This is a genomic window from Azospirillum sp. TSH58 (assembly GCF_003119115.1).
In the GTDB taxonomy this organism is placed as follows: domain Bacteria; phylum Pseudomonadota; class Alphaproteobacteria; order Azospirillales; family Azospirillaceae; genus Azospirillum.
Genome location: NZ_CP022364.1, coordinates 79,999 through 102,404, shown reverse-complemented (window position 1 = coordinate 102,404; position 22,406 = coordinate 79,999). Strand labels below are relative to the sequence as shown.

Sequence of the window (22,406 nt, the reverse complement as noted above, 5' to 3'; positions counted from 1 at the left end):
GGCGGCCTTCGCCGATGCTCAGCGCTTCCCGCCGCAGACACGGGCGACAAAGCTGTCGATGTCGCCGTTCAGCGTCACGGCGCGGCGCGCCAGCTCTCCGGCCGACGAGAGCACCTGACTGGCGGCGGCGCTGGCGTCCTGAGCGCCCGAGGACACGCTGGTCACCGCGTCGGCCACGGTGCGCACGCCGGCCGACGCCTCGCGGATGGACCGGCTGATCTCGTCGATGGCCGCGCTCTGCTGTTCGGCGGCGCCGGCGATGCCGACCGCGATCTCGTCGATGTCGTGGATCATGCCGCCGACATGCTGGATCACCGCCGCCGTGTCGCGGGTCACCGACTGGAGCTGGGCGATCTGAAGGGTGATGTCCTCCGTCGCCTGGGCGGTCTGGTTGGCGAGATTCTTCACCTCGGTCGCCACCACGGCGAAGCCCTTGCCGGCCTCCCCGGCGCGCGCCGCCTCGATCGTCGCGTTGAGCGCCAGCAGGTTGGTCTGGCTGGCGATGTCGTTGATGAGCTGAACGACCGCACCGATCTGGTCGGAGGCGGCGAGCAGGGAGCGGATGGTGGCGTCCGCCTCCCGCACCTTCTCCACCGAGCTGCGGGCGAGATCGGCGGTGCGGGACACGCCCTGGGCCACCTCGCCGATGGCGCCCGAGACCTCGCCGGTCGCCGCGGCGACCCCGTCCACGTTGGACGACACCTGCTCCGCCGCGGAGGCCGCGGAGAAGGACTGCTCGCTGGCCGTGGCGGCGGTCGCCGTCATGGCGGTGGAGGACGCTTCGAGCTGGGCGGCGCTGGCCGACAGGCTCTGCGCCACCTCCTTGATGTTGGCGCCGATGCGGGTGGCGCTCTCCACGAACTCGCGGCTCTTGCCGTCCATGGCCGCCAGCCCGTCGTTGATCTGGCGGGCGTAGGCGCCGAACTCCCCGACCATGCCGGTCATCACGATGCGCCGGTAATACTGCCCCTCCGCCGCGTGCTGCATGGCGGCGTTGGCCTCCTTGCCGAAGGACTCCACGCGGTCCAGAAGGCGGTTGATGGTGCGCAGCATGTCCGCGATGGGACTCTGGCCGTGGATGTTCAGGATGCGCGGCTGAAGGTCGCCCTTCTCCGCCGCGGCGATCACCGCCATGGCTTTCCGGATGGTCCGGTTGGTGAGCGTCAGCCAGCGGATCGCGGCAAGACAGGGGAGGACCGCCACCAGGCCCAGCGCGGCGGCGGCGACGTTGCCGGTGGCGAAACCGTGCACCGCCTGCGCCGCCGACAGCAGGGCGACCAAAGCGGCGGCGGCGAGCGATTTAGAGACTGAAGACAAACTCGTCATAGCTCGTGCCCTTGTCGCGCAGGAGTTTTTCCAGCATGGCGCCGGAGGCCGCCATGGCCGCGTTCCGGTCGGCGTGCCGCGCCTCTTCCGTCCGCAGCGCGGCGTAGAGACCCGTCGCCGCATCCACCGCCGGCCGCGCCGGAACGCGCCGGCTGGAGTGGTAGCCGGTGATGGTCCGCCCGTTCCCGCTGTCGGGATTGCCGAAAACCGGCGTGACGTGGGCGAACACCCAGTAATGGTCGCCGTTCTTCGCCCGGTTGATCACATAGGCGAAGATTTCGTTCCCGGCCTCGATGCGGCTCCACAGCAGCTTGTAGACGCAGCGGGGCATGTCCGGATGGCGGACGATGTTGTGCGGCTGTCCCAGCAGTTCCGACTCGTCGTACCCGCTGATGCGCAGGAACACGTCGTTGGCGTAGGTGATGCAGCCTTTGAGATCGGTCTTGGAGACGATGATCTCGTCGCGGTGAAATGTCCGCTCCCGTCCGGTCGAGCCACTGTGTGTGCCGCCGATGCTGACCGCCATGACCGTCCGCCTCTCAAACGCGCGGTGAACTCAGAACAAGTCACCAACCCGACCGTTGGTCATATCTTTTGTTGATTGACTCATAGCGTACGTAATAATCGGTTGGCTTTAAAAACGGTCGGGGACAGGCTGCGGCAAATTGTATCACATGCGTCACGCGCATAAGAGGTTGCACTCGGGCGCGCATCGCGGAGTCCATGGCGAAACGTCCGCCCGATCCCTGGATGGGATGCCGGACACTTTCGCCCGCAGATGGCGGATCACATCCCCTGTTCGTACACGACGACCCGGTTGCGCCCTTCGCGCTTGGCCCGGTAGAGGGCGAGGTCGGCGCGGTGGATCGCCTTTTCCAGCGTGTCGTAGGCGCCCTCGATCGCGGAAATGCCGATGCTGCTGGTCAGATGGAAGCGGCCTTCGGGTCCCGGAATCGCCATGCGGGACAGGTGGCGGCGCACCCGCTCGGCCACCACGCGGGATTCCTCCGCGGTGGCGCCGGGCAGGACCACCACGAACTCCTCGCCGCCGAGCCGGCCGAGAATGTCGTATTCGCGCAGGATGGCCTGACAGCCGCCGGCCACCATGCGCAGGGCGTCGTCGCCGGTGGCATGGCCGTAGCTGTCGTTGATCCGCTTGAAATGGTCGACGTCCAGCACGAAGACCGACATCGGCTCGCTGAAACGGTGGGCGCGGGCCAGTTGCGAGCGCGCCAGCTCCATGAAGGAACGCCGGTTGTAGATCCCCGTCAGCGGATCGCGGGACGCCATGTCCCGCAGCGCCTCCTCCATGTTCCGGCGGTCGGTGTAGTCGTAGATCCAGGCCAGATTCACCTGGACGCCCTGGATCACCGCCTGATTGACGGTGAACAGCGTCCAGAAGGACGATCCGTCCGCCCGGCGGAACTGCACCTCCATGTTGGTCACCGACCCATAGGAGCGCAGCCGCTCGATCACCCGTTCCCGCTGGTGCCGGTCCAGATAATAGTCGCGGGCCTGCCGGCCGATCAGATCCTCGCGCTTCAGCCCGATCAGTTCCGCGAAGCGCGTGTTGACGAAGATGATCCTCCCGTCGTCGCGGCGCGACACCGACACGCCGACCGGACTCTGCTCCAGGATGGCCTGGAGCCGCTCCTCGCTGGGAAGCCCTTCCGTCAGGTCGTGGATCACGCCGACGATGCCGCCCAGGTTCCCGGTGCTGTCGCAGAACACCGCTTTGGTCAGGCTGGACAGCCGGGTGGTGCCGCCGACGAAGGGAACCGCCTCCTCGTAGCTGCGCTGGCCCCAATTGATGGTCAGTTCGCGATCCTGCTCGGCGTGCGCCTTGGCGATCCGCGGGTCCATCACCGCGAAGGCGGTCTTGGTGACGATGCTCCGGCGCTCCAGACCGGTGTAGCGCTCGAAGGCGTCGTTGCAATCGGTGTATTCGCCCGCCGCGTTCTTCACGAAGACGGGAACCGGCAGCGTCTCGAACAGCACCTCCTTCATCAGAAGCTGGTCGCGCAGCGCGGCTTGCGCCTGCCGATGATGGGTGACGTCGGTGTAGATGCGCAGCGACTGCCGCTCCCCCAGCGGCCCGGTGAGGGGACCGATCGACTCCGAGACCCAGACGGTTCCGCCGTCCAGGCGCCGCAGCGGCCGCTCTCCGGAGGCGTCCGGCAGGGACGGGGGAACGACGTCCTCAGGTTCCAGCGCCGCGAGGTCATGGCCGGTCAGATGGCCGGGGGCGTAATGCAGAAGGCTGTGCAGGGCCGGGTTGGCGTACAGGATGGTCCCCGTGTCCGTGGTGACGCAGACCCCCGACGGCAGCGTGTCGAACGCACGCCACAGCGCAGCCCGGGTTTCCTCCGCATCCCCAGAAGGACTCATTGAACCGACCGAATCCAGCATGGCCCCCACAGCGTCATGGAAGATTCTTGCGCCACGATAGGGCAAACCAGGAGTACGTTAGCCGATGCGCCTTTTTGCCCCTGTGTGCCATCTTGTCGCGCTATGGTGGTGATCGCCTATTTTAAGCGCAAAATCCATCGATTTTTGAATGTTTCACACGCAACTATCACACGGTCCTCCGCTTCCTTGTCCACCGGCAACCCCAGCCTCAGCCAGTCCTGCCGATAGTCGAACCGGCGCACCAACACCCCGGCGCTCCCCAAGGCGTTGTAAAGCCCGGCGGCCTGGGGATCGTCTATGAGACGAAAGAGCGAGGTCCCTCCGGCGACGCGCAATCCGGCACCCGCCAAACGCGCGTCGAAGCGGGCCGCGGCCTCGGCCAGACGGCGCCGGGTGGCGGCGATCCACGCCGAATCCGACAGCGCCGCGGTGGCGACGGCCAGCCCAGGCCCCGACACCGCCCAGGGTCCCACGGCGGCGCGTACATCCCGGACCAGCGCCGGCTCGCCGAGCAGGAAGCCGAGCCGGACCCCGGCCAGCCCAAAGAACTTCCCGAAGGAGCGCAGGATGACCAGACCGGCGCGCCCGGCAACGGGCGCCACGCTGCACTCCGGGGCGACCTCGGCGAAGGCCTCGTCCACCACCAGCCAGCCGCCCCGCGCCGCCTGCCGCTCCGCCAGAGCCAACAGGGTGTCGGGAGGGACGATGCGGCCGTCCGGGTTGTTCGGATTCACCACCACCACGACGTCCGCGTCGCAGGCGTCCAGCGACTCCATCTCGCTCACGCGATGGCCGGCCTTGGCCCAGCCCGCGGCATGCTCGGCGTAGGTCGGCCCCAGCACGGCGACCGTCCCCGGACGGCGCAGCCGCGGCAGGATCTGGATCAGCGCCTGGGAACCGCCAGCGGCGGCGACGCGGTCCGGCGACGGCACGCCGTAGCAGGCCGCCGCGGCCTCGCGCAGCGCCGTTTCGGCAGCCCGGCCCGGCAGGCGCGCCCAGGCCTCGGCCGGGATGGACGGCAACGGGTACGGCCAGGGGTTGATGCCGGTGGACAGGTCCACCCAGGGCTCCGGCGCCCCCGGAAAGGCCGACCGCGCCGCGTCGAGGTCGCCGCCATGGATGATCTCACCCTGGACGCTCCCTTCATCGACGAGCCTCTTGGACCCCGCCGCCGATTCCGCCATCATCCCGCCCCTTCCCTTTCCCCAGAGGATTCGATCCCGTGGAGCTTCATCCGTCCGTGCTCGCCGCCGCTCTCCTCATCGAGGCCGCCGCCGGCTATCCGGACGCACTCTACGCCCAAATCCGCCACCCGGTGGTGTGGATCGGGGCGCTTATCGCCCAGCTTGACCGCGCGCTCAACCGCGAGCGCGAGTCCTTCGCCGTCCGCAAGGCCGCCGGTGTGCTGGCTCTGCTCGTCCTGCTTCTGGTGGTGGGCGGCGCGGCGTCGGCGGTGGCCGGGCTGTGCCGGAATCTGCCGCTCGGCGGGCTCCTCGAAGCGGCCCTGGCCTCCACCCTGCTGGCGCAGCGCAGCCTGCACGACCATGTCGCCGCGGTCGCCGCCGCCTTCCGCGACGGCGGGCTGGAGGCGGCGCGCGAGGCGGTGTCGCGCATCGTCGGCCGCAACCCGGCGAGCCTCGACGAGCATGGGGTGAGCCGCGCCGCCATCGAAAGCCTGTCGGAGAATTTCTCGGACGGGGTGGTCGCCCCGGCCTGCTGGCTGCTGGTCGGCGGGCTGCCGGGAATCGCGCTCTACAAGGCGATCAACACCGCGGACAGCATGATCGGCCACCGCACCCCCCGGCACGAGGCGTTCGGCTGGGCGGCGGCGCGGCTGGACGATCTGGTCAACCTGCCCGGCTCCCGCCTGTCGGCTCTGCTGATCTGGGTGGCCGCCCGCTTCACCGAGGGGGCCGATGCGGGCGAATCCTGGCGGTCGGTGCGGCGCGACGCCCACCGTCACCGCTCCCCCAACGCCGGCTGGCCGGAGGCGGCGATGGCCGGGGCGCTCGACCTCCGGCTCGGCGGGCCGCGGGTCTACGGCGCGGTGCGGATCGAGGACGCCTGGATGGGGCCGGGCCGCACCGCCGCCACCGCCCAGGACATCACCCGCGCCCTTCACCTCTACCGCCGCGCCTGCATCGCCCTGGTGGCCGGCGCGCTGCTGCTGGCGCTCACCCTCTGACCACGCCAAAGGAAAAGGGGCTCCGAAGAGCCCCTTTCCTGTTCAGGCCAACCGGCCTCACACGACCCGGAAGTTCTTGAACTGCCAGGGATCGTCGTGGTCGATGTCCTCGGGGAACAGGCGCTCGCGGTCCTGCAGCGGAGTCCAGTCGCCATAGGCGCCGACCAGCTCGCCGAGATAGGGCTTGGCGATCTCCAGGATGCGCTGGAAGTCGATCTCGTCCGGCTCGACGATGCCGCGGTTCGGGTTCTCCAGCGCCCAGACGATGCCGGCCAGGACCGCCACCGTGACCTGCAGCGAGGTCGCGTTGTTGTACGGCACCAGAGCGCGCGCCTCGTCGATCCCCAGGCGGGAGCCGAACCAGTAGATGCCCTTCTTGTGGCCCATCAGCAGGACGCCCAGCTCATCGGTGCCGCTGACGATCTCGTGCATCATCAGGCGCTGGCTCGGCTGCATGTACCAGTTCTTGCCGGCCAGCTCGTGCACCGACTTCACCGCGTCGTCGCAGGGGTGATAGGCGTAATGCACGGTCGGGCGGTAGGTGACGTGGTTGCCGTCGCGCTGGGTGTAGTAGTCGGCGATGGAGATCGCCTCGCTGTGGGTGATGAGGAAGCCGTGGAACGGCCCCTCCAGCGGGGTCCAGGTGCGCACGCGGGTGGAGGCGCCGGGTCGCATCAGATAGATGGCGGCGTCACAGCCGAATTCGTGGCGGCGGCCATCCACGGGGAAATGCTTCTCGTGGCTGCCCCAACCGAGTTCGGTGGGCTGGCAGCCCTCGCCGACGAAGCCGTCGATGGACCAGGTGTTGACGAACTCGCCCACTTTCTTCGGCTCGTTGGAGACCTGGGTGTCGCGTTCGGCGATGTGGATCACCTTGACGCCCAGCTTGGCGGCCAGGGCGCCCCAGCCGGCGCGGTCCTTCGGGACCTCCGTCGATTCGCCGGTGTCCGCGGCGACGTTGAGCAGCGCCTGCTTGACGAAATGCGAGACGAGGCCGGGGTTGGCGCCGTGGGTCAGGACGGCGGTCGGCCCACCCTCGAAGGCGGGGCGGTGCGACAGCGCGGTCTCGCGCAGGGCGTAGTTGGAGCGCAGCGACGGCGACAGCGACGGGTCCGTGTAACCGCCGGCCCACGGCTCGACGCAGGTGTCGATGTAGAGCGCGCCGACCTTGTGGCAGAACTCGAACAGGGCGACGGACGACACGTCCACCGACAGGTTGACCAGGAAATCGCCCTTGCCCACCATGGGCTCCAGCACCTGGGCGTAATTCTCCCTCGTCAGCGGCAGGTTGATGAATTTGACGCCAAGCTCATCCGCCTCGGCATGACCGCGCTCCTCGGCGGTGACGATGGTGATCTGGTCCTTCGTGATTCCGATGTGGCGCAAAATCAGGGGCAACACTCCCTGGCCAATCGATCCGAAGCCGACAATGACCATGCGGCCGGTGAAGGTGATGTGCTTGGTGTCCAGGGTCATCTAAGACGGTCCCCCGTGGTTGGCGTGACAAAAATACAGCCCGTCACCCTCGCGCCTCTTGCAAAGGCGGAGGGTGGCGGACCAACGATGGTTTACGGTGATTTTTTAGGGATATCCACAGCTTTCCCGCGATGCGGGACTTAGGCGACGCAGCTCTTCAGCACATAGCCGGGCGTTTCCAGCAGCGGCGCGTCCGAAACCTCGACCACGCGGGCCTGGTCGAACCCGTTGAAGGCGGTGCGCAGGCAGGAGCCGTAGGCCCCCAGCTGGCCCAGCTCGATCCAGTCGCCGGCGCGGATGTCCGCCGGCAGGTGGAACGGGCCGTTCATGCGGTCCGCGCTGTCGCAGGTCGGGCCGTAGAAGGCGAAGGCCTCCACCGGCTCGTCCCCCATCGGCGCGAAGGGACGGATCATCCGGGCCGGGAAGCGGAAGCCGGGGACCCCGGCGTCCGACAGGGCGCCGTAGACGCCGTCGTTGATGAACAGCTCGTTGCCCCGGCGCTTGACCACCTGCACGACCAGCGACACGCCCGGCGCGACCAGCGCGCGGCCCGGCTCGCACCAGACGCGGCAGTGGGCCGGCAGGTCGAGCCTGGCCACGCCGCGGGCGATGGCCTCCATGAAGTCGCCGAGCGGCGGCGGGGTGACGCCCGGATAGGAGACGGGGAAGCCGCCGCCGACATCCAGAACGTCGATCACCACGCCCGACTCCGCGATGATGCGGCCGGCCAGCTCCAGCGCCCGCTCGTAGGCGGACGGGTCGAGCATCTGCGAGCCGACATGGAAGGACACGCCGACCTTCGGGGCCACCATGCGCACGGCCTGGAGCAGTTCGACCGCTTCCGCCGCCGGGGCGCCGAACTTGCCGGACAGGTCGTAGACCGCGTTGCCCTTCGGCAGGGCCAGACGCACGACGAGACCGAGGTCCTGGGCGTCGCCCGTCTCCTCCAGGATCTTCTGAAGCTCCTCCATGCTGTCGAGCACGAAGTCGCGCACGCCGTACTGCTGGTAGGCGGTGCGGATCGCCTCGCGCCCCTTCACCGGGTGCATGTAATGCAGCACCGCCTCCGGGAACATCTGGCGGATCAGGCGGATCTCGCCGGGCGACGCCACGTCGAAGTGGCGCACGCCGCCGGCCCACAGGGCGCGCAGCACCGCCGGCTCCGGGTTGCACTTCACGGCGTAGAGCACGTCGCCCGACACGGCGGCGTCGAAGGCGGCCACGAAGCTGGACGCGGTGTCGGCCAGGACGCCCGGACGAATGCAGTGCATCGGCTCCTCGGGACGGGCCAGCGCCACCGCCTGATGGACGGAGGTGCGGCGGTCCGACACCGGCGAAGCGCCGAAGGACGGGGCGGAAACGGAAACGCCGCGGCGCAGCGGGGCGACGGCGGAACGGGAACGGATGAAGCCCATGGCGCACTCCTTACCCTGGGCCACCCGGCGCGGGGCGGTCCAGCGAACAGACGGGAATCCGGCGCGGCCTTCGAAGCCGCGGACCAGAATTCGGGTTGTGGTGAAAGGCGACGGAGAAAAGCCGGGTCAAACGCTCACGAGCGGGCTAACAGCTCCGCAGGTTCAAAGCGTCGATGTCCGGCTATGGGCTACCGTCTGAGAGCCCTGCCGTGGAGAGCCAACATGCCTACCTCCCTCTCGGGACCGGCCCACTGATGACCGGTTCTGCCAAAAAGGACGCGGTACGTCGTTGCATAACCACAGAGGGCCATTGGCACGTGCGAGTGCGTCGTCCCCGATGAATTACGCTTTTTCCCCGGCGATTCAAGTGATTTTTTGATGACGGCCGGGATCGGAGCGACAACCGCGGTCGGTTGGAAGGCTCAGCGGGGCGCCGCGTCGGCCGCATCCGCGAAGGTCGGCCGGTCGGAGCCGAGCACATGGTCCATCAGCCAGAAGCGCAGGAACCCCCGCACCGCGACGCCGGGGTCGAGCCGCCCGCTCTCCACCTGCTGGCGGATGCCGGCGAACTGGCTTTCCAGCAGCCGGTGATGGTTGCGGTGGGCCACGAAGCGGCTGGGCGCCACACGGCGCAGCACCCCTTCCTCCATGGCGAAATGGGCGTGCACATGGTCGTGCAGCATGCCCAGAAGGTCCAGCGATTCGCCGATCGAGGCGCCCCGGCGGCTCATCACGTCCAGTTCGTTCATCAGTTCGGCGAGCTGGCGATGCTGCGCGTCGAGCGGCCCCACCCCGACGTCGAAGGCGCTGCTCCAGGCGATCAGCGTCCGCCCTTCCGGCGCCAGGGAGGCGTCGCGCACCAGCGCTGTGTAATCGCCGTCGTGCCGGATCTCGTGCCCGCACAGGGCGGCGTCCAGCGTGCCCGCCACCGTGCACAGGAAGTCCGAGGTGACGTCGCATCCGCGCACATAGTCGATGAGACGGCCGAACTGCTGGTCCAGCATCGCGTGATGGCTGGCGTGCTCCTCCCACCGCGTGAATCCGGCGGCGCGGATGATCACCTCCTCATGGTCGAAATGCATGCGCATCTCGTCCGCGAAGCGGCTGAAGCGGGGAATCATGGACTCGCGGGAGGCGCCGGCTGCGCATTCGCGGCGGATGGTCTCGACATGGTCCATCAGCGAGCGGTGGGCCGCGTCGATGAAGCCGTTGCCCGTGCGCGGGACGGTGTGGCCGTCCGTGGTCATGGAGCCTCCGAGGCGGATGACGCGCCGCGTCTGGTTGGGCGCTGATAGCGAAAGGCTTTTATCAGCGCCGATTTTCGCCCGCAATCCGCTGCGGCGAAAGGTAACGACGGCGGGAAGCTCATGACGGACGGGTCATGGGAGGGGACCGGTTTCCGGCTCGAACTTCGGAAAACGGTCGGCGATCACGTCGCCGGTGAAGGTCGCCACCCAGCCGTCCGGACGCGTGAAGAAGCGGATGGCGGTGAATTCCGGGTCGGGCCCCATGTCGAACCAATGCCGCGTCCGCGCCGGGATGCTCAGCAGGTCGCCGGGCCCGCACACGATGCGGAACACCTTCTCGTCCATGTGCAGGTAGAAGGCGCCGCCGCCCTGCACGAAGAAGCGGGCCTCGTCCTCGTCGTGGGTGTGTTCCGCGAGAAAGGAGGCACGGCGGGCGGCGGCGTCCGGCAGGCCGCGGGGCATCCGCACCACGTCGGCGGATTGGAAACCGCGCGCCTCCCTCAAGGCGGCCACGGGCGCGGCGTAGGCCTCCAGCACCGCCTGGGCGTCGGCGGCGTCGGGGATGGCCCGGGGGTCCTGCCATCGCTCGAACAGCACGCCGGCCAGCGCCAGATGGGCGGTGACCAGCGCCGGGTCGGCGGACGAGAGTTCCGCGACGGAGGGATCGGTGTCGCTGTAGATCGACAAACGCGCCATGGCCGCCTCGTTGTGCAGGTGCACCCACAATGAGGCGAAGCGGCGCGGGGCGCAACTGAAACGGTTGAAACCATACTTCAGTATGCGCGCAAAGGACGAATCAGCGGCGGATCGCCAGCCCCAGCGCCACGGCCAGCCCGACCGCCAGCAGAAACCCGACGAATCCGCCGACTCCGGCCCAGCCGAGCCCGTGCCAGAAGACACCGCCCAGCGTCCCGGCGATGGTGGAGCCCATGTAGTAGCAGAACAGATAGATCGCCGACGCCTGCCCGCGGTTGACCGGCGCCCGCTGCCCGATCCAGCCGGAGGCGATGGTGTGGACGCCGAAGAAGGCGAAGGTGAACAGGGCGATGCCCGGCGTCATCGTCCACAGGCTGTCCGGAGTCATCAACGCCAGACCGGACGCCATCATCGCCGCCGCCGCGGCCAGCACCCGCCCGCGCCCCAGCCGCACGGCGAGCCCGCCGAACAGCGGCGAACTGACGACTCCGCAGAGATAGACCGTGAAGACGGCACCGACGGCGGCCGGGCGCAGGTCGAAGGGCGGCGCCAGCAGGCGAAAGCCGATGTAGTTGAAGACGGTGACGAAGGCCCCCATGGACAGGAACCCCATGGCGAACAGGGCGAGCAGTCCGCGGTCCATCAGATGCCCGCGCCACGCCTCCGCCAGTTCGCGCATGCCCGCCGGCCGGCGCTGGAAATGGCGCGAGGCGGGAAGCGCGAACCACACCGCCGCCGCCGCGGCGATGCCCAGCGTGCCGATCACCCCCATCGCCATCCGCCAGGACGCGACGTCGGCGACCAGCGCCGTCAGCGCCCGTCCCGTCATGCCGCCCAGCGCCGTCCCGCCGATGTACAGGCCCATGGTGACCCCGGCCGACCGCGGGTCCACCTCCTCCGACACATAGGCCATGGCGACGGCGGGCAGGCCGCTGAGCGCCATCCCTTCCAGCGCCCGCACCAGCAGCAGCGACACCCAGTCCGGCGCCATCGCGCCGCTGATGCCCAGCGTGCCCGAGGCGAGCAGGGAGAGCGCCATGATCGCCTTGCGCCCGAACCGGTCGGACACCGCCCCCGCGACCAGGAGCGCGAAGGCCAGAACGCCGGTGGACACCGACAGGGCGAGGCTGGACTGCGCCGGCGTGACGCCGAACTCCCGCGTGAATTCCGGCATCAGCGGCTGCACGCAGTAGAGCGCGGCGAAGGTGGAGAATCCGGCGACGAACAGGATGCGGCTCGCCCGCTTGTAGGCCGGCGTGCCGGCGACGAGATAGTCCGACGCGTTTCCCGGTTCAGCCGTCCCCTGCCCCGCCGCCTCGATCTGAACCCTGCCGAAATCGCCGTCCGCCACGTCGGTCCGTCCCCATGATGCGCCGCAACATGCACGCAAGAGGGGAATGTGCGCCCGCGACGGCGTCCTGTCCAACGGATCGGACGCAGTGCAGCAATATGATTCCGTTATGACAAACGGGCACCTGTGAAAACAGGGCGTCCGGCGGGGTCAGGGGATCAGCGCGCCGAGATCGAACTCCTTGGCGAAGGCCAGCATGGCGCCGCAGGCGCTGGCGGACGAGACGCGCAGCACGCCGTTGCCGACGACGGTCGGGAACTTGCTCTTCTGAAGCGCCTGCTGGGCGCGCTCCAGATCGGCCACCGTCAGCACCACCCCGGCCAGGAAGGGGCGCGGGACCGCCAGCGCCGGGTCGCCGGTCCAGCCCCAATGCAGCGCGGCGGGATCGGCCACCACGATGGGGGCGCTGCCGGTCGGCACGACGCGCGCCGGCCCCCGCGTCTCCACCGTCGTGCCGAACAGCCGGGCGTAGGAGGACGCGGTGGCGTCCGGATCGTCCGCCGCGACGACCAGGGCGGCGAGGCCGGTCACCGTGTTGTCGTGCTGGATCAGCTCCGGGCGCCAGACCACGTCGGGGGTGTGGTGCTGGCACAGGAAGACCCGCCCGCCCCATTCCGGAACGCCGTCGATCGGGGTCGTGGTGAAGCGCGCCTGCTGCGCGCCGCCCGGCAGCTCGACCGGACGGCCGAACTCCACCGGCTCACCCGCCGGATAGCCGGCCTCGACCAGGAGGCGCTGCGCCGCCCGCGCGTCGTCGGTCTTCAACGCGGCCGCGGCGATGCCTTCACGGGTCTTCAGAACGTTGCTGAAGAAGGCGGTGAAGGGGTGCGGCTGCTCGATGGCCAGCAGTTCCAGATAATCGCCCGCCCCGAACATGCCCTTGAACATGATCGTGTGGTTGGCCGACTTCAGCTCGCCATGCCGGCCCTTCGGCGAGATGGTGAAGCCCATGCGGCGATAGGCGTCCTGCGCCGCCTCCAGATCGCGGACGACGATGACGAGATGGTCGATGCCGTTGATTCCGTGTGCGCCCATGACCCTTGCCCTTCCGCTTTGCCGGCTTTTCGCGTTCGGCCAGCCATAGTGCAAGGGGGCGGCGCGATGCAATAGTCAGGGCGCCAGCGGCCGTTCGCGCCACGCCGCCACGACGTCCGGCATGGGCGGCGACTCCCGGTGCTCGCCGTGGATCGCCAGGATCTCCGCCGGGGAAACCACGGCGCCGCGCGCCACGAAGGCGCCCTGCACCACCGCCAGCGCCGCCGTGCCCGCGGCGGTCTCCACCCGGTGCTCGATGAAGAAATACTTGTCGTCCCAGCACAGCACGCGGGTCGCCAGCTCGAAGCGCTGGAAGGGCGCCAGCGGGCGGCGGAAGCGCACGTTGGCGGCGCCGATCACCGGCTGCCAGCGGTGGCGCAGGATCGACCGCCCCATGCCCGAGCGCAGCATCAGATCGACCCGCCCGAGGTCCATGACGCTGAAATAGCGGGCGTTGGTCATGTGCAGGTTGAGGTCGAGGTCGGTCGGCCACACCCGGAAGCGCAGCCGCGCCGGTTCCAGGAACCCCACCGGCCGACCGGTCAGAGCGGCCACGATGACGCCGATCAGGCGGAACAGCAAATTCATAACCCCATCCCCTCCGGCTTGGCCGGGCGGACGGGACCGCACCGGCTCAAGCGCTCTTGGACGCCAATCCGCGCTCGTCCAGCGCGGCCTGCACCTGGGCCTCGATCTCCCGCAGCTCGCCCACGGTCGCCTCCAGGTCCTGGCGCTGCTGCTCCAGGTCCTTCAGCCGCGCGTCGATGCGCTTCTGCAGGACCTTCAACTGCTCCACCCCGCCATCGACGTTGTAGAGGTCCAGATACTCGCGGATCTCCGCCAACGAGAAGCCCAGACGCTTGCCCCGCAGGATCAGCTTCAGCCGGGCGCGGTCGCGCTTGGTGTAGACGCGGTTGTTGCCCAGGCGGTTGGGCGACAGCAGCCCCTTCACTTCGTAGAAGCGGAGGGCGCGCGGCGTGATGCCCAGTTCCTCCGCCAACTGATTGACCGTGTAGAGCTGTTCCATGGTGGGGGGCACGCCTTCCGTCACGTCGCGCCGCGGCGGCGTGTGGGAAGCGAAGGCCGCTCGCTCCACGCCGCCGGACGGCGTCTCCGTTCCTACCACACACGCCGCGATGTGACAAAGCCGCGCGCCTTTCCCCGGTCACCCCTCGGGTCGTTGCAAGGATTCGGCGATCAATTCCTTCTTCGACAGCTTGCCGACCGCCGTCTTGGGCAGCTCGGCGCGGAACTCGATCCGCTTCAGCATCTCGATCCGCGATATCTTGTCGCGCAGGAAGTCCTTCAGCTGTTCCGCGGTCAGGTCGGCGCCGGGCCGGAGCTGGACGAAGGCCTTCGGGCTCTGGCCGCGGTAGTCGTCGGGGATGCCGATGACGCAGACGGCGACCACGTCCGGGTGCTGGTAGATGGCCTCCTCGATCACGCGCGGATAGACGTTGTAGCCGCCGCAGAGGATCAGGTCCTTCAGCCGGTCGAGCAGGAAGACGTAGCCGTCCTCGTCCATCACCCCGACATCGCCGGTGAACAGCCAGCCGCCGACGATGGTGCGCCGGCTTTCCTCGTCCTTGTTCCAGTAGCCGGCCATGACGTTGGGGCCGGACAGCGCGACCTGCCCCTTCTCGCCGGGCGGCAGGACGCGGTCGGGATCGTCCAGCGCGCGGATCTGCACCATGATGCCGGGCAGCGGCAGGCCGATGGAGCCCTCCTTGTTCACCCCGGTCAACGGGTTGCAGGCGCAGACCGGCGACGCCTCGCTGAGGCCGTAGCCCTCGACCAGCACGCAGCCGGTGGCCTCCTCGAACTGGCGCTTCAGCTCCGTCGGCAGAGGCGCCCCGCCGGAGATGCAATAGCGGATCGACCGCATTGGATGGCGCGCCACGTCGGGATGGCTCAGCAACGCCTTGTACATGGTCGGCACGCCGGGCAGCAGCGTGGGCTTGCGCCGCGCGATGGTCTTCAGCACCTGCAGCGTGTCGAAGCGCGGCAGCATGATCAGTTCCGCCCCCGCCGCCAGCCCCATGTTCAGGATCACCGTCATGGCGAAGACGTGGAAGAAGGGCAGGACGGCGAGCATCCGCTCCTCCCCCAGCGCCATGCCGGGGAACCAGGCCTGCACCTGCCGGGCGTTGGCGACGAGGTTGGCGTGGGTCAGCATCGCTCCCTTGGGCACGCCGGTGGTTCCGCCGGTGTACTGCAGCACCGCCACGTCGCGCCGCGGGTCCACCCGCACCGGCGGCATCGCCCCGTCGTTGGCGAGCAGCGCGTCGAAATCCACATGCCGCCCGTCCTGGGGAATGCTGGCCAGCTCGCTGCGCTTCAGCACACGGAACAGCACGCTCTTCACCGGCGGCAGGATGGAGGCCATGCGGCAAACGACCACCGTCTTGAGCCGCGTGCGGTCCAGCATCGCCTCGATGCGCGGGTAGATCTGCTTCAGATCGAGCGTGACCATGATCTCGGTCCCGGAATCCTCGATCTGGTGCTCCAGCTCCCGCTCGACGTAGAGCGGGTTGAAGTTCACCACCGTGCCGCCGGCCTTCAGAATCCCGAAATAGGCGATCACGTAGGTCGGCGTGTTCGGCAGGCACAGCCCCACCCGCACGCCCGGCTTCACGCCCATCGCCGCGAAGCCCTTGGCCGCCCGGTTCACCAGCCCCAGCACCTCCGCGTAGCGGTAGCGGCGGCCGAGGAAGTCCAGGCACGGACGGGCGGCGTAGCGGCGGGCGGCCTCCTCGAACAGCTCGGCCAGCGGAGTCACAGGGATCGGCTGGTCCCAGGAAATACCCTCGGGATAATGGGCCAGCCAGGGATGGGCCGGCGTGTCGTCGCCGATGCTCCCCCGGCGCGCAAGATTCTCGGTCATCTCCGATCCTCCCGGCTGTGCGTCGGGTCAGGACAGGCGACGGCGGAAGGCGAAGCGGGGCGATGGGATTCCGGGCGCGGCGGCGGTCTGCATGGTTTCACTCCCCTCGAATGATTTGATGTCGCCCGGATCGTTGGCGCGCCGGGAACGTTTTGGTTATGACGTTGACGTAAACGTAAACTCCACTTACTGTCAAGATCCGACACACATGAATCCAGGGGAGAGAGACCGATCCATGGTTGAGGACATCCTGCGCGAACTCCAGTCCCGCTCCACCAGCTTCCGCAGCCTGAAGGCGGACGTCCGCTTCGCGCTGGAGGACGGCGAGGCGGTGCGGGTCAACGCCCGCGAGACGCCCGTCGCCATCGCGCGGGAGGATGCCGGGGCCGCCGATCCCGATTGCACCATCCGCATCTCCGCCGAGAATCTGAAGAAGCTGATGGACGGGCGGCTGAACCCGATGCTGGCCTTCACCATGGGCAAGCTGAAGGTGGACGGCTCGATGGGCGTCGCCATGAAGCTGGCGCAGCTCCTCGACGACTGAGCGACGGAAACCGGACGGCGGCACCATAAGCCGCCGCCGCACAACGAACACAGGGAGGAAACATCCATGACGCACGCCCTGCGCGCGGCGCTGGCGGCCGCCGGCCTGCTGCTCACCACGGCCGCGGCCCACGCCGCCGAGCCGCGCACGCTGACCTACCGGATTCTGATGGGCGACGATCCGGTCGGCAGCGAAACCGTCCGGCTGGAACCCCAGGGCGACGTGACCAAGGTCGCCGTCACCGCCTCGACCCGGGTGAAGGTGCTGTTCATCAACTTCCGCTACGATCACAAGCGGGAGGAGGTCTGGAAGGGCCGGACGCTCGAATCGATGAGCGCCCAAACCGACGACGACGGCACGCCCCACGCCGTCCGCATGATGCGGCACGGCGGCGGCTACACCGTCACTGTGGACGGCAAGGCGGGCGAGGCCGGCGCCGACACCTTGCCCCTGACGCTGTGGACGCCGGAGGTGCTGAAGCGCCCCACCCTGCTCTCGGTCATCGACGGCAAGCCCTACAGCGTGCGCACCGACCTTGTCGGCACCGAGACGCTGACCATCGGCGGGCGCGCCGTTCCGGCGCAGCATCACCGCATCTCCGGCGACGTGGAGCGCGACCTGTGGTTCGACGCGCAGGGCACGCTGCTGAAGACCCGCTTCAAGCGCAGCGGCTACGATGTTACCTACATCCTGGACTGAGATGTGTTCTGCGTGAGGGTGTGATGCCGCTGTTCGTGTTCCCCGACGACCCGTCCTGGAACGAGGAGGCCGACGCCGTGGAGTTCGCGGTGGAGGTCGGGGAGTTTCACGGGCGGGTCTTCGTCCCGCGCCGCGCCCTGCAAACCCTCGCCGGCCATCTGCCCAAGCCGGACGAGGCGCTGCAGTATGTCTGCCTGAACCGCCCGGTCTTCGACAAGGCGGTGGAGGCCCGCATCATGGACCGCAAGCTGGACCCGGATGCGAACATCCATCTGACGGCACGGGACGTGAGAAGGGTGGCGTCGTAGGGGGGAGCGGTCGCGTCGCCCCCTTCCCGGCCTTCCCCCGCTGCGCAGGGGGAGGAGAAAAAGCCCTCCCCTGCAAAGCGGGGGAGGGTTTGGGTGGGGGGCCCAACACGACCACTCCGACACCCTCAAATGCTGTAATTGTCCGCGATTCCCGACCGCAGCTGCTCCACCTGCTCGCGGAAGCCGCCGCTGTCGCGGCCCGGCTCGTTGCGCACGTCCTGCACGATGCGCGCCGGGCTGCCGCCCAGCACGATGATCCGGTCGGCGAGATGCACCGCCTCCTCCAGATCGTGCGTGACGAACAGCACGGTCTTGCCCGTCTCGCGGTGGATGCGCAGCAATTCGTCCTGGAGCCCGTGCCGGGTGATGGCGTCGAGCGCGCCGAACGGCTCGTCCATCAGCAGGATGTCGGGATCGACGGCCAGGGCGCGGGCGATGCCGACGCGCTGGCGCTGGCCGCCCGACAGCTCGTAGGGCCAACGCCGCCCGTAATCGTCCAGCCGGACGAGGCGCAGCGCGGCGGCCACCCGCTCCTCCCGCTCGGCGGTGGAGATCGGCAGGCCCTCCAGGCCGAAGCGGACGTTCTTGGCGACGCGCCGCCAGGGCAGCAGGCGGGCGTCCTGGAAGACGAGGCTGACCGGACGGTGGCCCGGCTTCTTCGTCTCGTGGATGGTCACGGCACCGGCGCGCGCCGTGTGCAGCCCGGCGACGACGCGCAGCAGCGTGGACTTGCCGACGCCGGACGGCCCGACGATGGCGACGAAGCTGCCGCGCCCGATGGACAGATCGACGTCCACCAGGACCGGCGGCGCCTCGGCGCCGTAGCCGATGGCGACGCCCTTCAGATCGATCACGGCAGAGTCGTTCACGTTTGCGCCGTTCACTTTTGCGCCGTTCACTTTTGCCATGCCAGCACCCGCTGCTGAACCTGCATGAACAGGAAGTCGCACACGCCGTAGAGCGCGGCGATGGTGACCATGTAGAGCACGACGATGTGCGTGGCGAGCAGGCCGGAGGCGTCGGACATGCGCGCGCCCAGGCCGGAGATGCCGAACAACTCCGCCGCCACCACGGTCATCCAGCCCTGCCCCAGCCCGGCGCGCACGCCGGACAGGATGCCCGGCAGCGCGCCGGGCAGGACGATCTTGAACAGGCGCGGGATCAGCCCGCCCTGCCCGAAGGCGTGGCCGAGTTCGATCAGGTCCTTGTCGACCCCGCGCACCGCGCTGTAGGTGGCGTAATAGTTGATCCAGAAGACCGTCAGGGCGATCAGGAAGGTCGCCGCCGATTTGCTGACGCCGAACCAGATGATGGCGAAGGGAATCCAGGCGATGGACGGAATGGGGCGCAGCATGCGCACCACCCAGGCCTGGAAGGCGTCCCAGATGCCCCAGGTCGCTGCCGCCGTGCCGAAGGTGATGCCGAGGACGGTGCCGAGCGCCAGCCCCGACAGGTAGTGCGACAGGCTGGCGAGAACCATCGCCTGCCAGGTTCCGGCCCGGAATTCGGACAGAAAGGCGCCGGGCACCGCGCTGGGCGACGGCAGCAGCCCGGCGGGCACGACACCGCTACGCGCCAGCGTTTCCCAGGCGAGCAGGAAAGCGCCGACGCCGAGCGCCGACAGGGCGATGGAGCTGTGGAGCTTCAGCGGCTGACGCATCGCGCTTACTTCGCGGCGGCCGCGTCGTAGAAGCGGAAGTCGAACGCCTCCGCCACCGGAATGGTGCCCTCGGCGGAGCCGATCTCCTTGGCGTAGGCCATCATCTGCTCGACCGCCGGGACCACGCCGTGCGGGTCGGCAAGGAACTTGGAGCCCGGCGAGCGGAAGGCGGCCTCCAGCGTGGCCGGCTCCATCAGGCCCTTGCCGAGATACTCGTTGGCGACCTTGGCGGAGCGGGCCGGGTCCTTGGCGATCAGATCGACGGCGCGGATGTGCGCCTTGAGAAGGCGGGTCAGCGCCTCGCCATGCTCCTTGGCGACCGGGCCGCGGACCGCGATGACGGTGCCGGGCTGGTTCGGGAACATCTCCGCGCCGGTGGCGAGCAGACCGACGTTCGGGTCGACCTTCTGGGTCACGGTCACCGTCGGCTCACGGATCGTCGCGGCGTCGAGCGCGCCGGCCAGCAGCGCCTGCTGGGTCTTCTCGATGCCCATGGAGATGATCTCCAGGTTGGCCGGGTCGGCCTTCAGCACCTTGAACAGCCAGTGGCGCAGCACCGTGTCCGGGACCGAGCCCGGCGGCTGCGTGCCGATCTTCACCTTGCGGCCGCTGTCGGCGACGAACTTCGCGATGGACTCCGCGGTGGCCTTGCCGCCCAACGCCTTGGCGAACTCGCCGCGGCTGGCGACGACCATCTCCTCAACCGCCGAGTTGGCGATGACCGACACGTCCGCGCCCTTGGAACGGGCGACCAGGACCGGGGCGACGCCGGCGTAGAGCAGGTCGATCTTGCCGGCGGCCATCGCCTGGATGGCGTGCGGGCCGGATTCGAACTTGGTCAGCTTCAGGTCGATGCCCGCCTCGCGCGCCCAGCCTTCCCCTTCCAGGATGAACAGCGGAGCAGCGGCGAGGATGGGGATGTAGCCGACCTCCAGCTTCACCGGATCGGCGGCGCGGGCCGCGCCGGGAGTCAGGGCGGTCAGGGACGCGGCGGTCAGGGATGCGACGGCGGCCACAGCCAGCATCGCGGAGCGTCGGGTCAGGGCAGTCATGGTTCCATCCTCGCAGGAAATTGCCCGCCTATTTAGCACATCTCCTATCGGAAGGAAGAGCGAATTGCACAAACCTCCGTGAGGTAATGAGTTATTTCACATGATTATGAAGTTCTTATATGCACTCATTCTCCCATAGGAAAAGGCCCCATTCCCGGGCCGGGACATGGGGCCTTCCAATCACAAGAGCATCCCCTTTCCCCTCTCCCGGTGCGGGAAAGGGGAAAGGGAGGGGCATCACACCCGGCCGCGCTTCAGGGCGTTCCGGCCGAACGCGCCGTCCACATAGTCGAGCAGTTCACCCAGCGCCTCCACCGGGGTGACCGTGCCGGTGTCGATGGTCAGTTCCGCCGACTCCGGCGCCTCGTACGGGGCGGAGATGCCGGTGAAGTCCGGGATCTCCCCGGCGCGCGCCCGGCGGTACAGGCCCTTGGGATCGCGCGATTCGCAGGTGGCGAGATCGGCGGCCACATACACCTCGTGGAAGCGCTCGCCGCCGATGGCGCGCGCCCGCGCCCGGTCGGCCTGGAGCGGCGAGATCAGCGAGGCGATGACCAGAACGCCCGCGTCCGCGAACAGCTTGGCGGTCTCGGCGACGCGGCGGATGTTCTCCGCCCGGTCCTCCGCCGAGAAGCCCAGCCCGGCGTTCAGCCCGTTGCGGACGTTGTCGCCGTCCAGCACGAAGACCTGCCAGCCGCGGTCGAACAGGGCGCGCTCCAGCGCCATGGCCAGCGTGGATTTGCCGGCCCCGGACAGGCCGGTCAGCCACAACACGCCACCCTTGTGGCCGTTGGCGGCGTTCCGCTCGTCCGCCGTGACGGCGTGCGACACCTCGGTGGTGTTGGCCGAAGCGGCGGGACCCTCGTCCACCTCGACGACGATGCAGCCGCCGACCACGTCGTGGCCGTCGATCAGCACGCCGCGCCCGGTCCGCGACAGCGCCGAGGCGAGGTCGACGGCGATCGGCGAGCGGGAGCGCAGGACGACCTCGGCCACCTCGTTGCGGTGGACGGCCTTGGCCGGGGTGCTCGACAGGTCCTCGATGTCGATGACGGCGGTGATGCTCTCCACCGTCACGCGGTGCTCGCCCGTCGTGATCTTCAGCGTGTAGGTCTTGCCGACCGTCAGCGGCTCCGAAGTCAGCCAGAAGGCCCGCACGCCCAGCCGGTGGGTGACATGCGGCGCACCCTCTTCATGGTGCGCGACATGGCCGCGCTCGGCGAAGATGCGCTTGTCGAGCGTGATGCCGATGCTCTGCCCGGCCTGGGCGGCGACGATGGGCTGGCTGTGGTTCCACCCCTCGATGCTGACCACCGTGGCGGTGGCGCCGGTCGGCGAGAAGCGCAGCGTGTCGCCGACGCGCAGGCGCCCGCTCTCGATCCGGCCCGCCAGGATGCGGCGGTCGTCGGGCTTGTAGACGTCCTGGAGCGGGAAGCGCAGCGGCAGCTCGGTCGGGGCCTGCTGCGGGCGGAAGGCGTCCAGCGCCTCCACCACGGTCGGGCCGTCGTACCACGGCGCCTTGTCGGAGCGGGTGACGATGTTGTCGCCGTGGCGCGCCGCGATCGGGATCACCGTGGAGGTGTGCAGGCCGAGTTCCGCCAGATAGGCGCGGATCTCCTGCGACACCGCCTCGAACCGGTACTGGTCGAAGTCGACGCGGTCCATCTTGTTGACGGCGACCGCCACCTGGCGCACGCCCAGCAGATGCAGCAGGAAGGCGTGGCGGCGCGACTGCTCCAGCGCGCCCTCGGCGGCGTCGATCACCAGCAGGGCGGCGTCGGCCTGCGAGGCGCCGGTCACCATGTTCTTCAGGAACTCGGTGTGGCCCGGCGCGTCGATGATGACGTAGGGCCGCTGCTCCGTCTTGAAGTGGATCTGCGTGGTGTCGATGGTGATGCCCTGGTCGCGCTCGGCCTGGAGCGCGTCCATCACGAAGGCCCACTCGAAGGGCATGCCGCGCTTGCGGCTCATCTCGTGGACCTGCTCCACCTTGCCGTCGGGCAGGCTGCCGGTGTCGTTCAGCAGGCGCCCGATCAGAGTCGACTTGCCATGGTCGACATGGCCGACGATGACGATGCGGAGCTGGCCGTTCAATTCGTTCCGGATGTCCATGGTCCCA

At 68.9% G+C, this 22,406-nt stretch carries 21 protein-coding genes; 4 read left to right on the top strand and 17 right to left on the bottom strand.

Annotated elements, in window-relative coordinates; translation table 11 throughout:
• Nucleotides 1-18: 18 nt before the first annotated feature.
• The 4 genes from TSH58p_RS03995 to cobD form a co-directional block, all read right to left on the bottom strand.
• Complete coding sequence (locus TSH58p_RS03995) at nt 19-1,326, bottom strand: methyl-accepting chemotaxis protein (RefSeq protein ID WP_146205904.1); 1,308 nt, start codon at nt 1,324-1,326, stop codon at nt 19-21.
• Nucleotides 1,301-1,852: a PAS domain-containing protein gene (locus TSH58p_RS03990; RefSeq protein ID WP_109071143.1), complete on the bottom strand. Its 552-nt coding sequence runs from the start codon at nt 1,850-1,852 to the stop codon at nt 1,301-1,303. Before TSH58p_RS03990 ends, TSH58p_RS03995 begins: the two co-directional genes overlap by 26 nt.
• 260 nt (nt 1,853-2,112) lie before the next feature.
• Complete coding sequence (locus TSH58p_RS03985) at nt 2,113-3,714, bottom strand: diguanylate cyclase (RefSeq protein ID WP_247874143.1); 1,602 nt, start codon at nt 3,712-3,714, stop codon at nt 2,113-2,115.
• 137 nt (nt 3,715-3,851) lie between these two features.
• Nucleotides 3,852-4,922 (bottom strand): threonine-phosphate decarboxylase CobD, encoded by a 1,071-nt coding sequence (gene cobD, locus TSH58p_RS03980; protein ID WP_109071145.1) that lies wholly within the window; start codon nt 4,920-4,922, stop codon nt 3,852-3,854.
• Nucleotides 4,923-4,957: 35 nt separating this feature from the next.
• On the opposite strand from cobD, the gene cbiB reads away from it, so the two are divergent.
• Nucleotides 4,958-5,920 (top strand): adenosylcobinamide-phosphate synthase CbiB, encoded by a 963-nt coding sequence (gene cbiB, locus TSH58p_RS03975; protein ID WP_109071146.1) that lies wholly within the window; start codon nt 4,958-4,960, stop codon nt 5,918-5,920.
• Nucleotides 5,921-5,977: 57 nt separating this feature from the next.
• Here cbiB and TSH58p_RS03970 read toward each other — a convergent pair whose 3' ends face one another.
• The 9 genes from TSH58p_RS03970 to TSH58p_RS03930 form a co-directional block, all read right to left on the bottom strand.
• Entirely contained in the window at nt 5,978-7,396 is a 1,419-nt protein-coding gene (locus TSH58p_RS03970) for a homospermidine synthase (RefSeq protein WP_109071147.1), read from the bottom strand.
• 140 nt (nt 7,397-7,536) lie between these two features.
• Nucleotides 7,537-8,811 carry a type III PLP-dependent enzyme gene (locus TSH58p_RS03965; protein WP_109071148.1) on the bottom strand — a complete coding sequence of 425 codons (1,275 nt, stop codon included), beginning with the start codon at nt 8,809-8,811 and terminating at the stop codon, nt 7,537-7,539.
• A gap of 422 nt (nt 8,812-9,233) precedes the next feature.
• Nucleotides 9,234-10,058, bottom strand: a complete 825-nt coding sequence (locus TSH58p_RS03960; protein ID WP_109071149.1) for a hemerythrin domain-containing protein — start codon at nt 10,056-10,058, stop codon at nt 9,234-9,236.
• Between the two features lie 132 nt (nt 10,059-10,190).
• Nucleotides 10,191-10,754 (bottom strand): acireductone dioxygenase, encoded by a 564-nt coding sequence (locus TSH58p_RS03955; protein ID WP_109071169.1) that lies wholly within the window; start codon nt 10,752-10,754, stop codon nt 10,191-10,193.
• Nucleotides 10,755-10,854: 100 nt separating this feature from the next.
• Nucleotides 10,855-12,105, bottom strand: a complete 1,251-nt coding sequence (locus TSH58p_RS03950) for an MFS transporter (RefSeq protein WP_109071150.1) — start codon at nt 12,103-12,105, stop codon at nt 10,855-10,857.
• 150 nt (nt 12,106-12,255) lie between these two features.
• On the bottom strand, nt 12,256-13,140 hold the full coding sequence (locus TSH58p_RS03945; RefSeq protein ID WP_109071151.1) for a VOC family protein: 885 nt from the start codon (nt 13,138-13,140) through the stop codon (nt 12,256-12,258).
• Between the two features lie 75 nt (nt 13,141-13,215).
• Entirely contained in the window at nt 13,216-13,728 is a 513-nt protein-coding gene (locus TSH58p_RS03940) for a thioesterase family protein (protein WP_109071152.1), read from the bottom strand.
• A gap of 46 nt (nt 13,729-13,774) precedes the next feature.
• Nucleotides 13,775-14,167 (bottom strand): MerR family DNA-binding transcriptional regulator, encoded by a 393-nt coding sequence (locus tag TSH58p_RS03935; protein WP_094302185.1) that lies wholly within the window; start codon nt 14,165-14,167, stop codon nt 13,775-13,777.
• 138 nt (nt 14,168-14,305) lie between these two features.
• Entirely contained in the window at nt 14,306-16,024 is a 1,719-nt protein-coding gene (locus TSH58p_RS03930; protein ID WP_109071153.1) for a long-chain fatty acid--CoA ligase, read from the bottom strand.
• Between the two features lie 235 nt (nt 16,025-16,259).
• Between TSH58p_RS03930 and TSH58p_RS03925 the strand changes: the two genes are divergently transcribed.
• The 3 genes from TSH58p_RS03925 (at nt 16,260) to TSH58p_RS03915 (ending at nt 17,575) form a co-directional block, all read left to right on the top strand.
• Nucleotides 16,260-16,568 carry an SCP2 sterol-binding domain-containing protein gene (locus TSH58p_RS03925; RefSeq protein ID WP_109071154.1) on the top strand — a complete coding sequence of 103 codons (309 nt, stop codon included), beginning with the start codon at nt 16,260-16,262 and terminating at the stop codon, nt 16,566-16,568.
• 66 nt (nt 16,569-16,634) lie between these two features.
• Nucleotides 16,635-17,267, top strand: a complete 633-nt coding sequence (locus tag TSH58p_RS03920) for a DUF6134 family protein (RefSeq protein WP_109071155.1) — start codon at nt 16,635-16,637, stop codon at nt 17,265-17,267.
• Between the two features lie 23 nt (nt 17,268-17,290).
• Entirely contained in the window at nt 17,291-17,575 is a 285-nt protein-coding gene (locus TSH58p_RS03915) for a DUF1488 family protein (RefSeq protein WP_109071156.1), read from the top strand.
• Nucleotides 17,576-17,700: 125 nt separating this feature from the next.
• Here TSH58p_RS03915 and TSH58p_RS03910 read toward each other — a convergent pair whose 3' ends face one another.
• From TSH58p_RS03910 to cysC, 4 genes are all read right to left on the bottom strand, one after another.
• Nucleotides 17,701-18,483, bottom strand: coding sequence for an ABC transporter ATP-binding protein (locus TSH58p_RS03910; protein WP_109071157.1), 783 nt, complete (start codon nt 18,481-18,483; stop codon nt 17,701-17,703).
• Nucleotides 18,471-19,235 (bottom strand): ABC transporter permease, encoded by a 765-nt coding sequence (locus TSH58p_RS03905; protein ID WP_199230173.1) that lies wholly within the window; start codon nt 19,233-19,235, stop codon nt 18,471-18,473. Before TSH58p_RS03905 ends, TSH58p_RS03910 begins: the two co-directional genes overlap by 13 nt.
• 5 nt (nt 19,236-19,240) lie before the next feature.
• The gene (locus TSH58p_RS03900) at nt 19,241-20,287 is read right to left on the bottom strand and encodes an ABC transporter substrate-binding protein (RefSeq protein WP_109071158.1); all 1,047 of its coding nucleotides are present in this window, start codon (nt 20,285-20,287) and stop codon (nt 19,241-19,243) included.
• 237 nt (nt 20,288-20,524) lie between these two features.
• A complete protein-coding gene (gene cysC, locus TSH58p_RS03895; protein ID WP_109071159.1) occupies nt 20,525-22,399 on the bottom strand; it encodes an adenylyl-sulfate kinase in 1,875 nt (624 codons plus the stop codon).
• Nucleotides 22,400-22,406: the final 7 nt, after the last annotated feature.

What these genes read in the sequence shown, in the direction of transcription:
- TSH58p_RS03900 (WP_109071158.1), bottom strand. Translation starts at nt 20,287, where the DNA reads ATGACTGCCCTGACCCGACGCTCCGCGATGCTGGCTGTGGCCGCCGTC.
- TSH58p_RS03965 (WP_109071148.1), bottom strand. Translation starts at nt 8,811, where the DNA reads ATGGGCTTCATCCGTTCCCGTTCCGCCGTCGCCCCGCTGCGCCGCGGC.
- TSH58p_RS03985 (WP_247874143.1), bottom strand. Translation starts at nt 3,714, where the DNA reads ATGAGTCCTTCTGGGGATGCGGAGGAAACCCGGGCTGCGCTGTGGCGT.
- TSH58p_RS03955 (WP_109071169.1), bottom strand. Translation starts at nt 10,754, where the DNA reads ATGGCGCGTTTGTCGATCTACAGCGACACCGATCCCTCCGTCGCGGAA.
- TSH58p_RS03930 (WP_109071153.1), bottom strand. Translation starts at nt 16,024, where the DNA reads ATGACCGAGAATCTTGCGCGCCGGGGGAGCATCGGCGACGACACGCCG.
- TSH58p_RS03905 (WP_199230173.1), bottom strand. Translation starts at nt 19,235, where the DNA reads ATGCGTCAGCCGCTGAAGCTCCACAGCTCCATCGCCCTGTCGGCGCTC.
- TSH58p_RS03940 (WP_109071152.1), bottom strand. Translation starts at nt 13,728, where the DNA reads ATGAATTTGCTGTTCCGCCTGATCGGCGTCATCGTGGCCGCTCTGACC.
- TSH58p_RS03945 (WP_109071151.1), bottom strand. Translation starts at nt 13,140, where the DNA reads ATGGGCGCACACGGAATCAACGGCATCGACCATCTCGTCATCGTCGTC.
- cysC (WP_109071159.1), bottom strand. Translation starts at nt 22,399, where the DNA reads ATGGACATCCGGAACGAATTGAACGGCCAGCTCCGCATCGTCATCGTC.
- TSH58p_RS03960 (WP_109071149.1), bottom strand. Translation starts at nt 10,058, where the DNA reads ATGACCACGGACGGCCACACCGTCCCGCGCACGGGCAACGGCTTCATC.
- TSH58p_RS03970 (WP_109071147.1), bottom strand. Translation starts at nt 7,396, where the DNA reads ATGACCCTGGACACCAAGCACATCACCTTCACCGGCCGCATGGTCATT.
- TSH58p_RS03995 (WP_146205904.1), bottom strand. Translation starts at nt 1,326, where the DNA reads ATGACGAGTTTGTCTTCAGTCTCTAAATCGCTCGCCGCCGCCGCTTTG.
- cobD (WP_109071145.1), bottom strand. Translation starts at nt 4,922, where the DNA reads ATGATGGCGGAATCGGCGGCGGGGTCCAAGAGGCTCGTCGATGAAGGG.
- TSH58p_RS03935 (WP_094302185.1), bottom strand. Translation starts at nt 14,167, where the DNA reads ATGGAACAGCTCTACACGGTCAATCAGTTGGCGGAGGAACTGGGCATC.
- TSH58p_RS03990 (WP_109071143.1), bottom strand. Translation starts at nt 1,852, where the DNA reads ATGGCGGTCAGCATCGGCGGCACACACAGTGGCTCGACCGGACGGGAG.
- TSH58p_RS03920 (WP_109071155.1), top strand. Translation starts at nt 16,635, where the DNA reads ATGACGCACGCCCTGCGCGCGGCGCTGGCGGCCGCCGGCCTGCTGCTC.
- TSH58p_RS03910 (WP_109071157.1), bottom strand. Translation starts at nt 18,483, where the DNA reads ATGGCAAAAGTGAACGGCGCAAAAGTGAACGGCGCAAACGTGAACGAC.
- TSH58p_RS03925 (WP_109071154.1), top strand. Translation starts at nt 16,260, where the DNA reads ATGGTTGAGGACATCCTGCGCGAACTCCAGTCCCGCTCCACCAGCTTC.
- TSH58p_RS03915 (WP_109071156.1), top strand. Translation starts at nt 17,291, where the DNA reads ATGCCGCTGTTCGTGTTCCCCGACGACCCGTCCTGGAACGAGGAGGCC.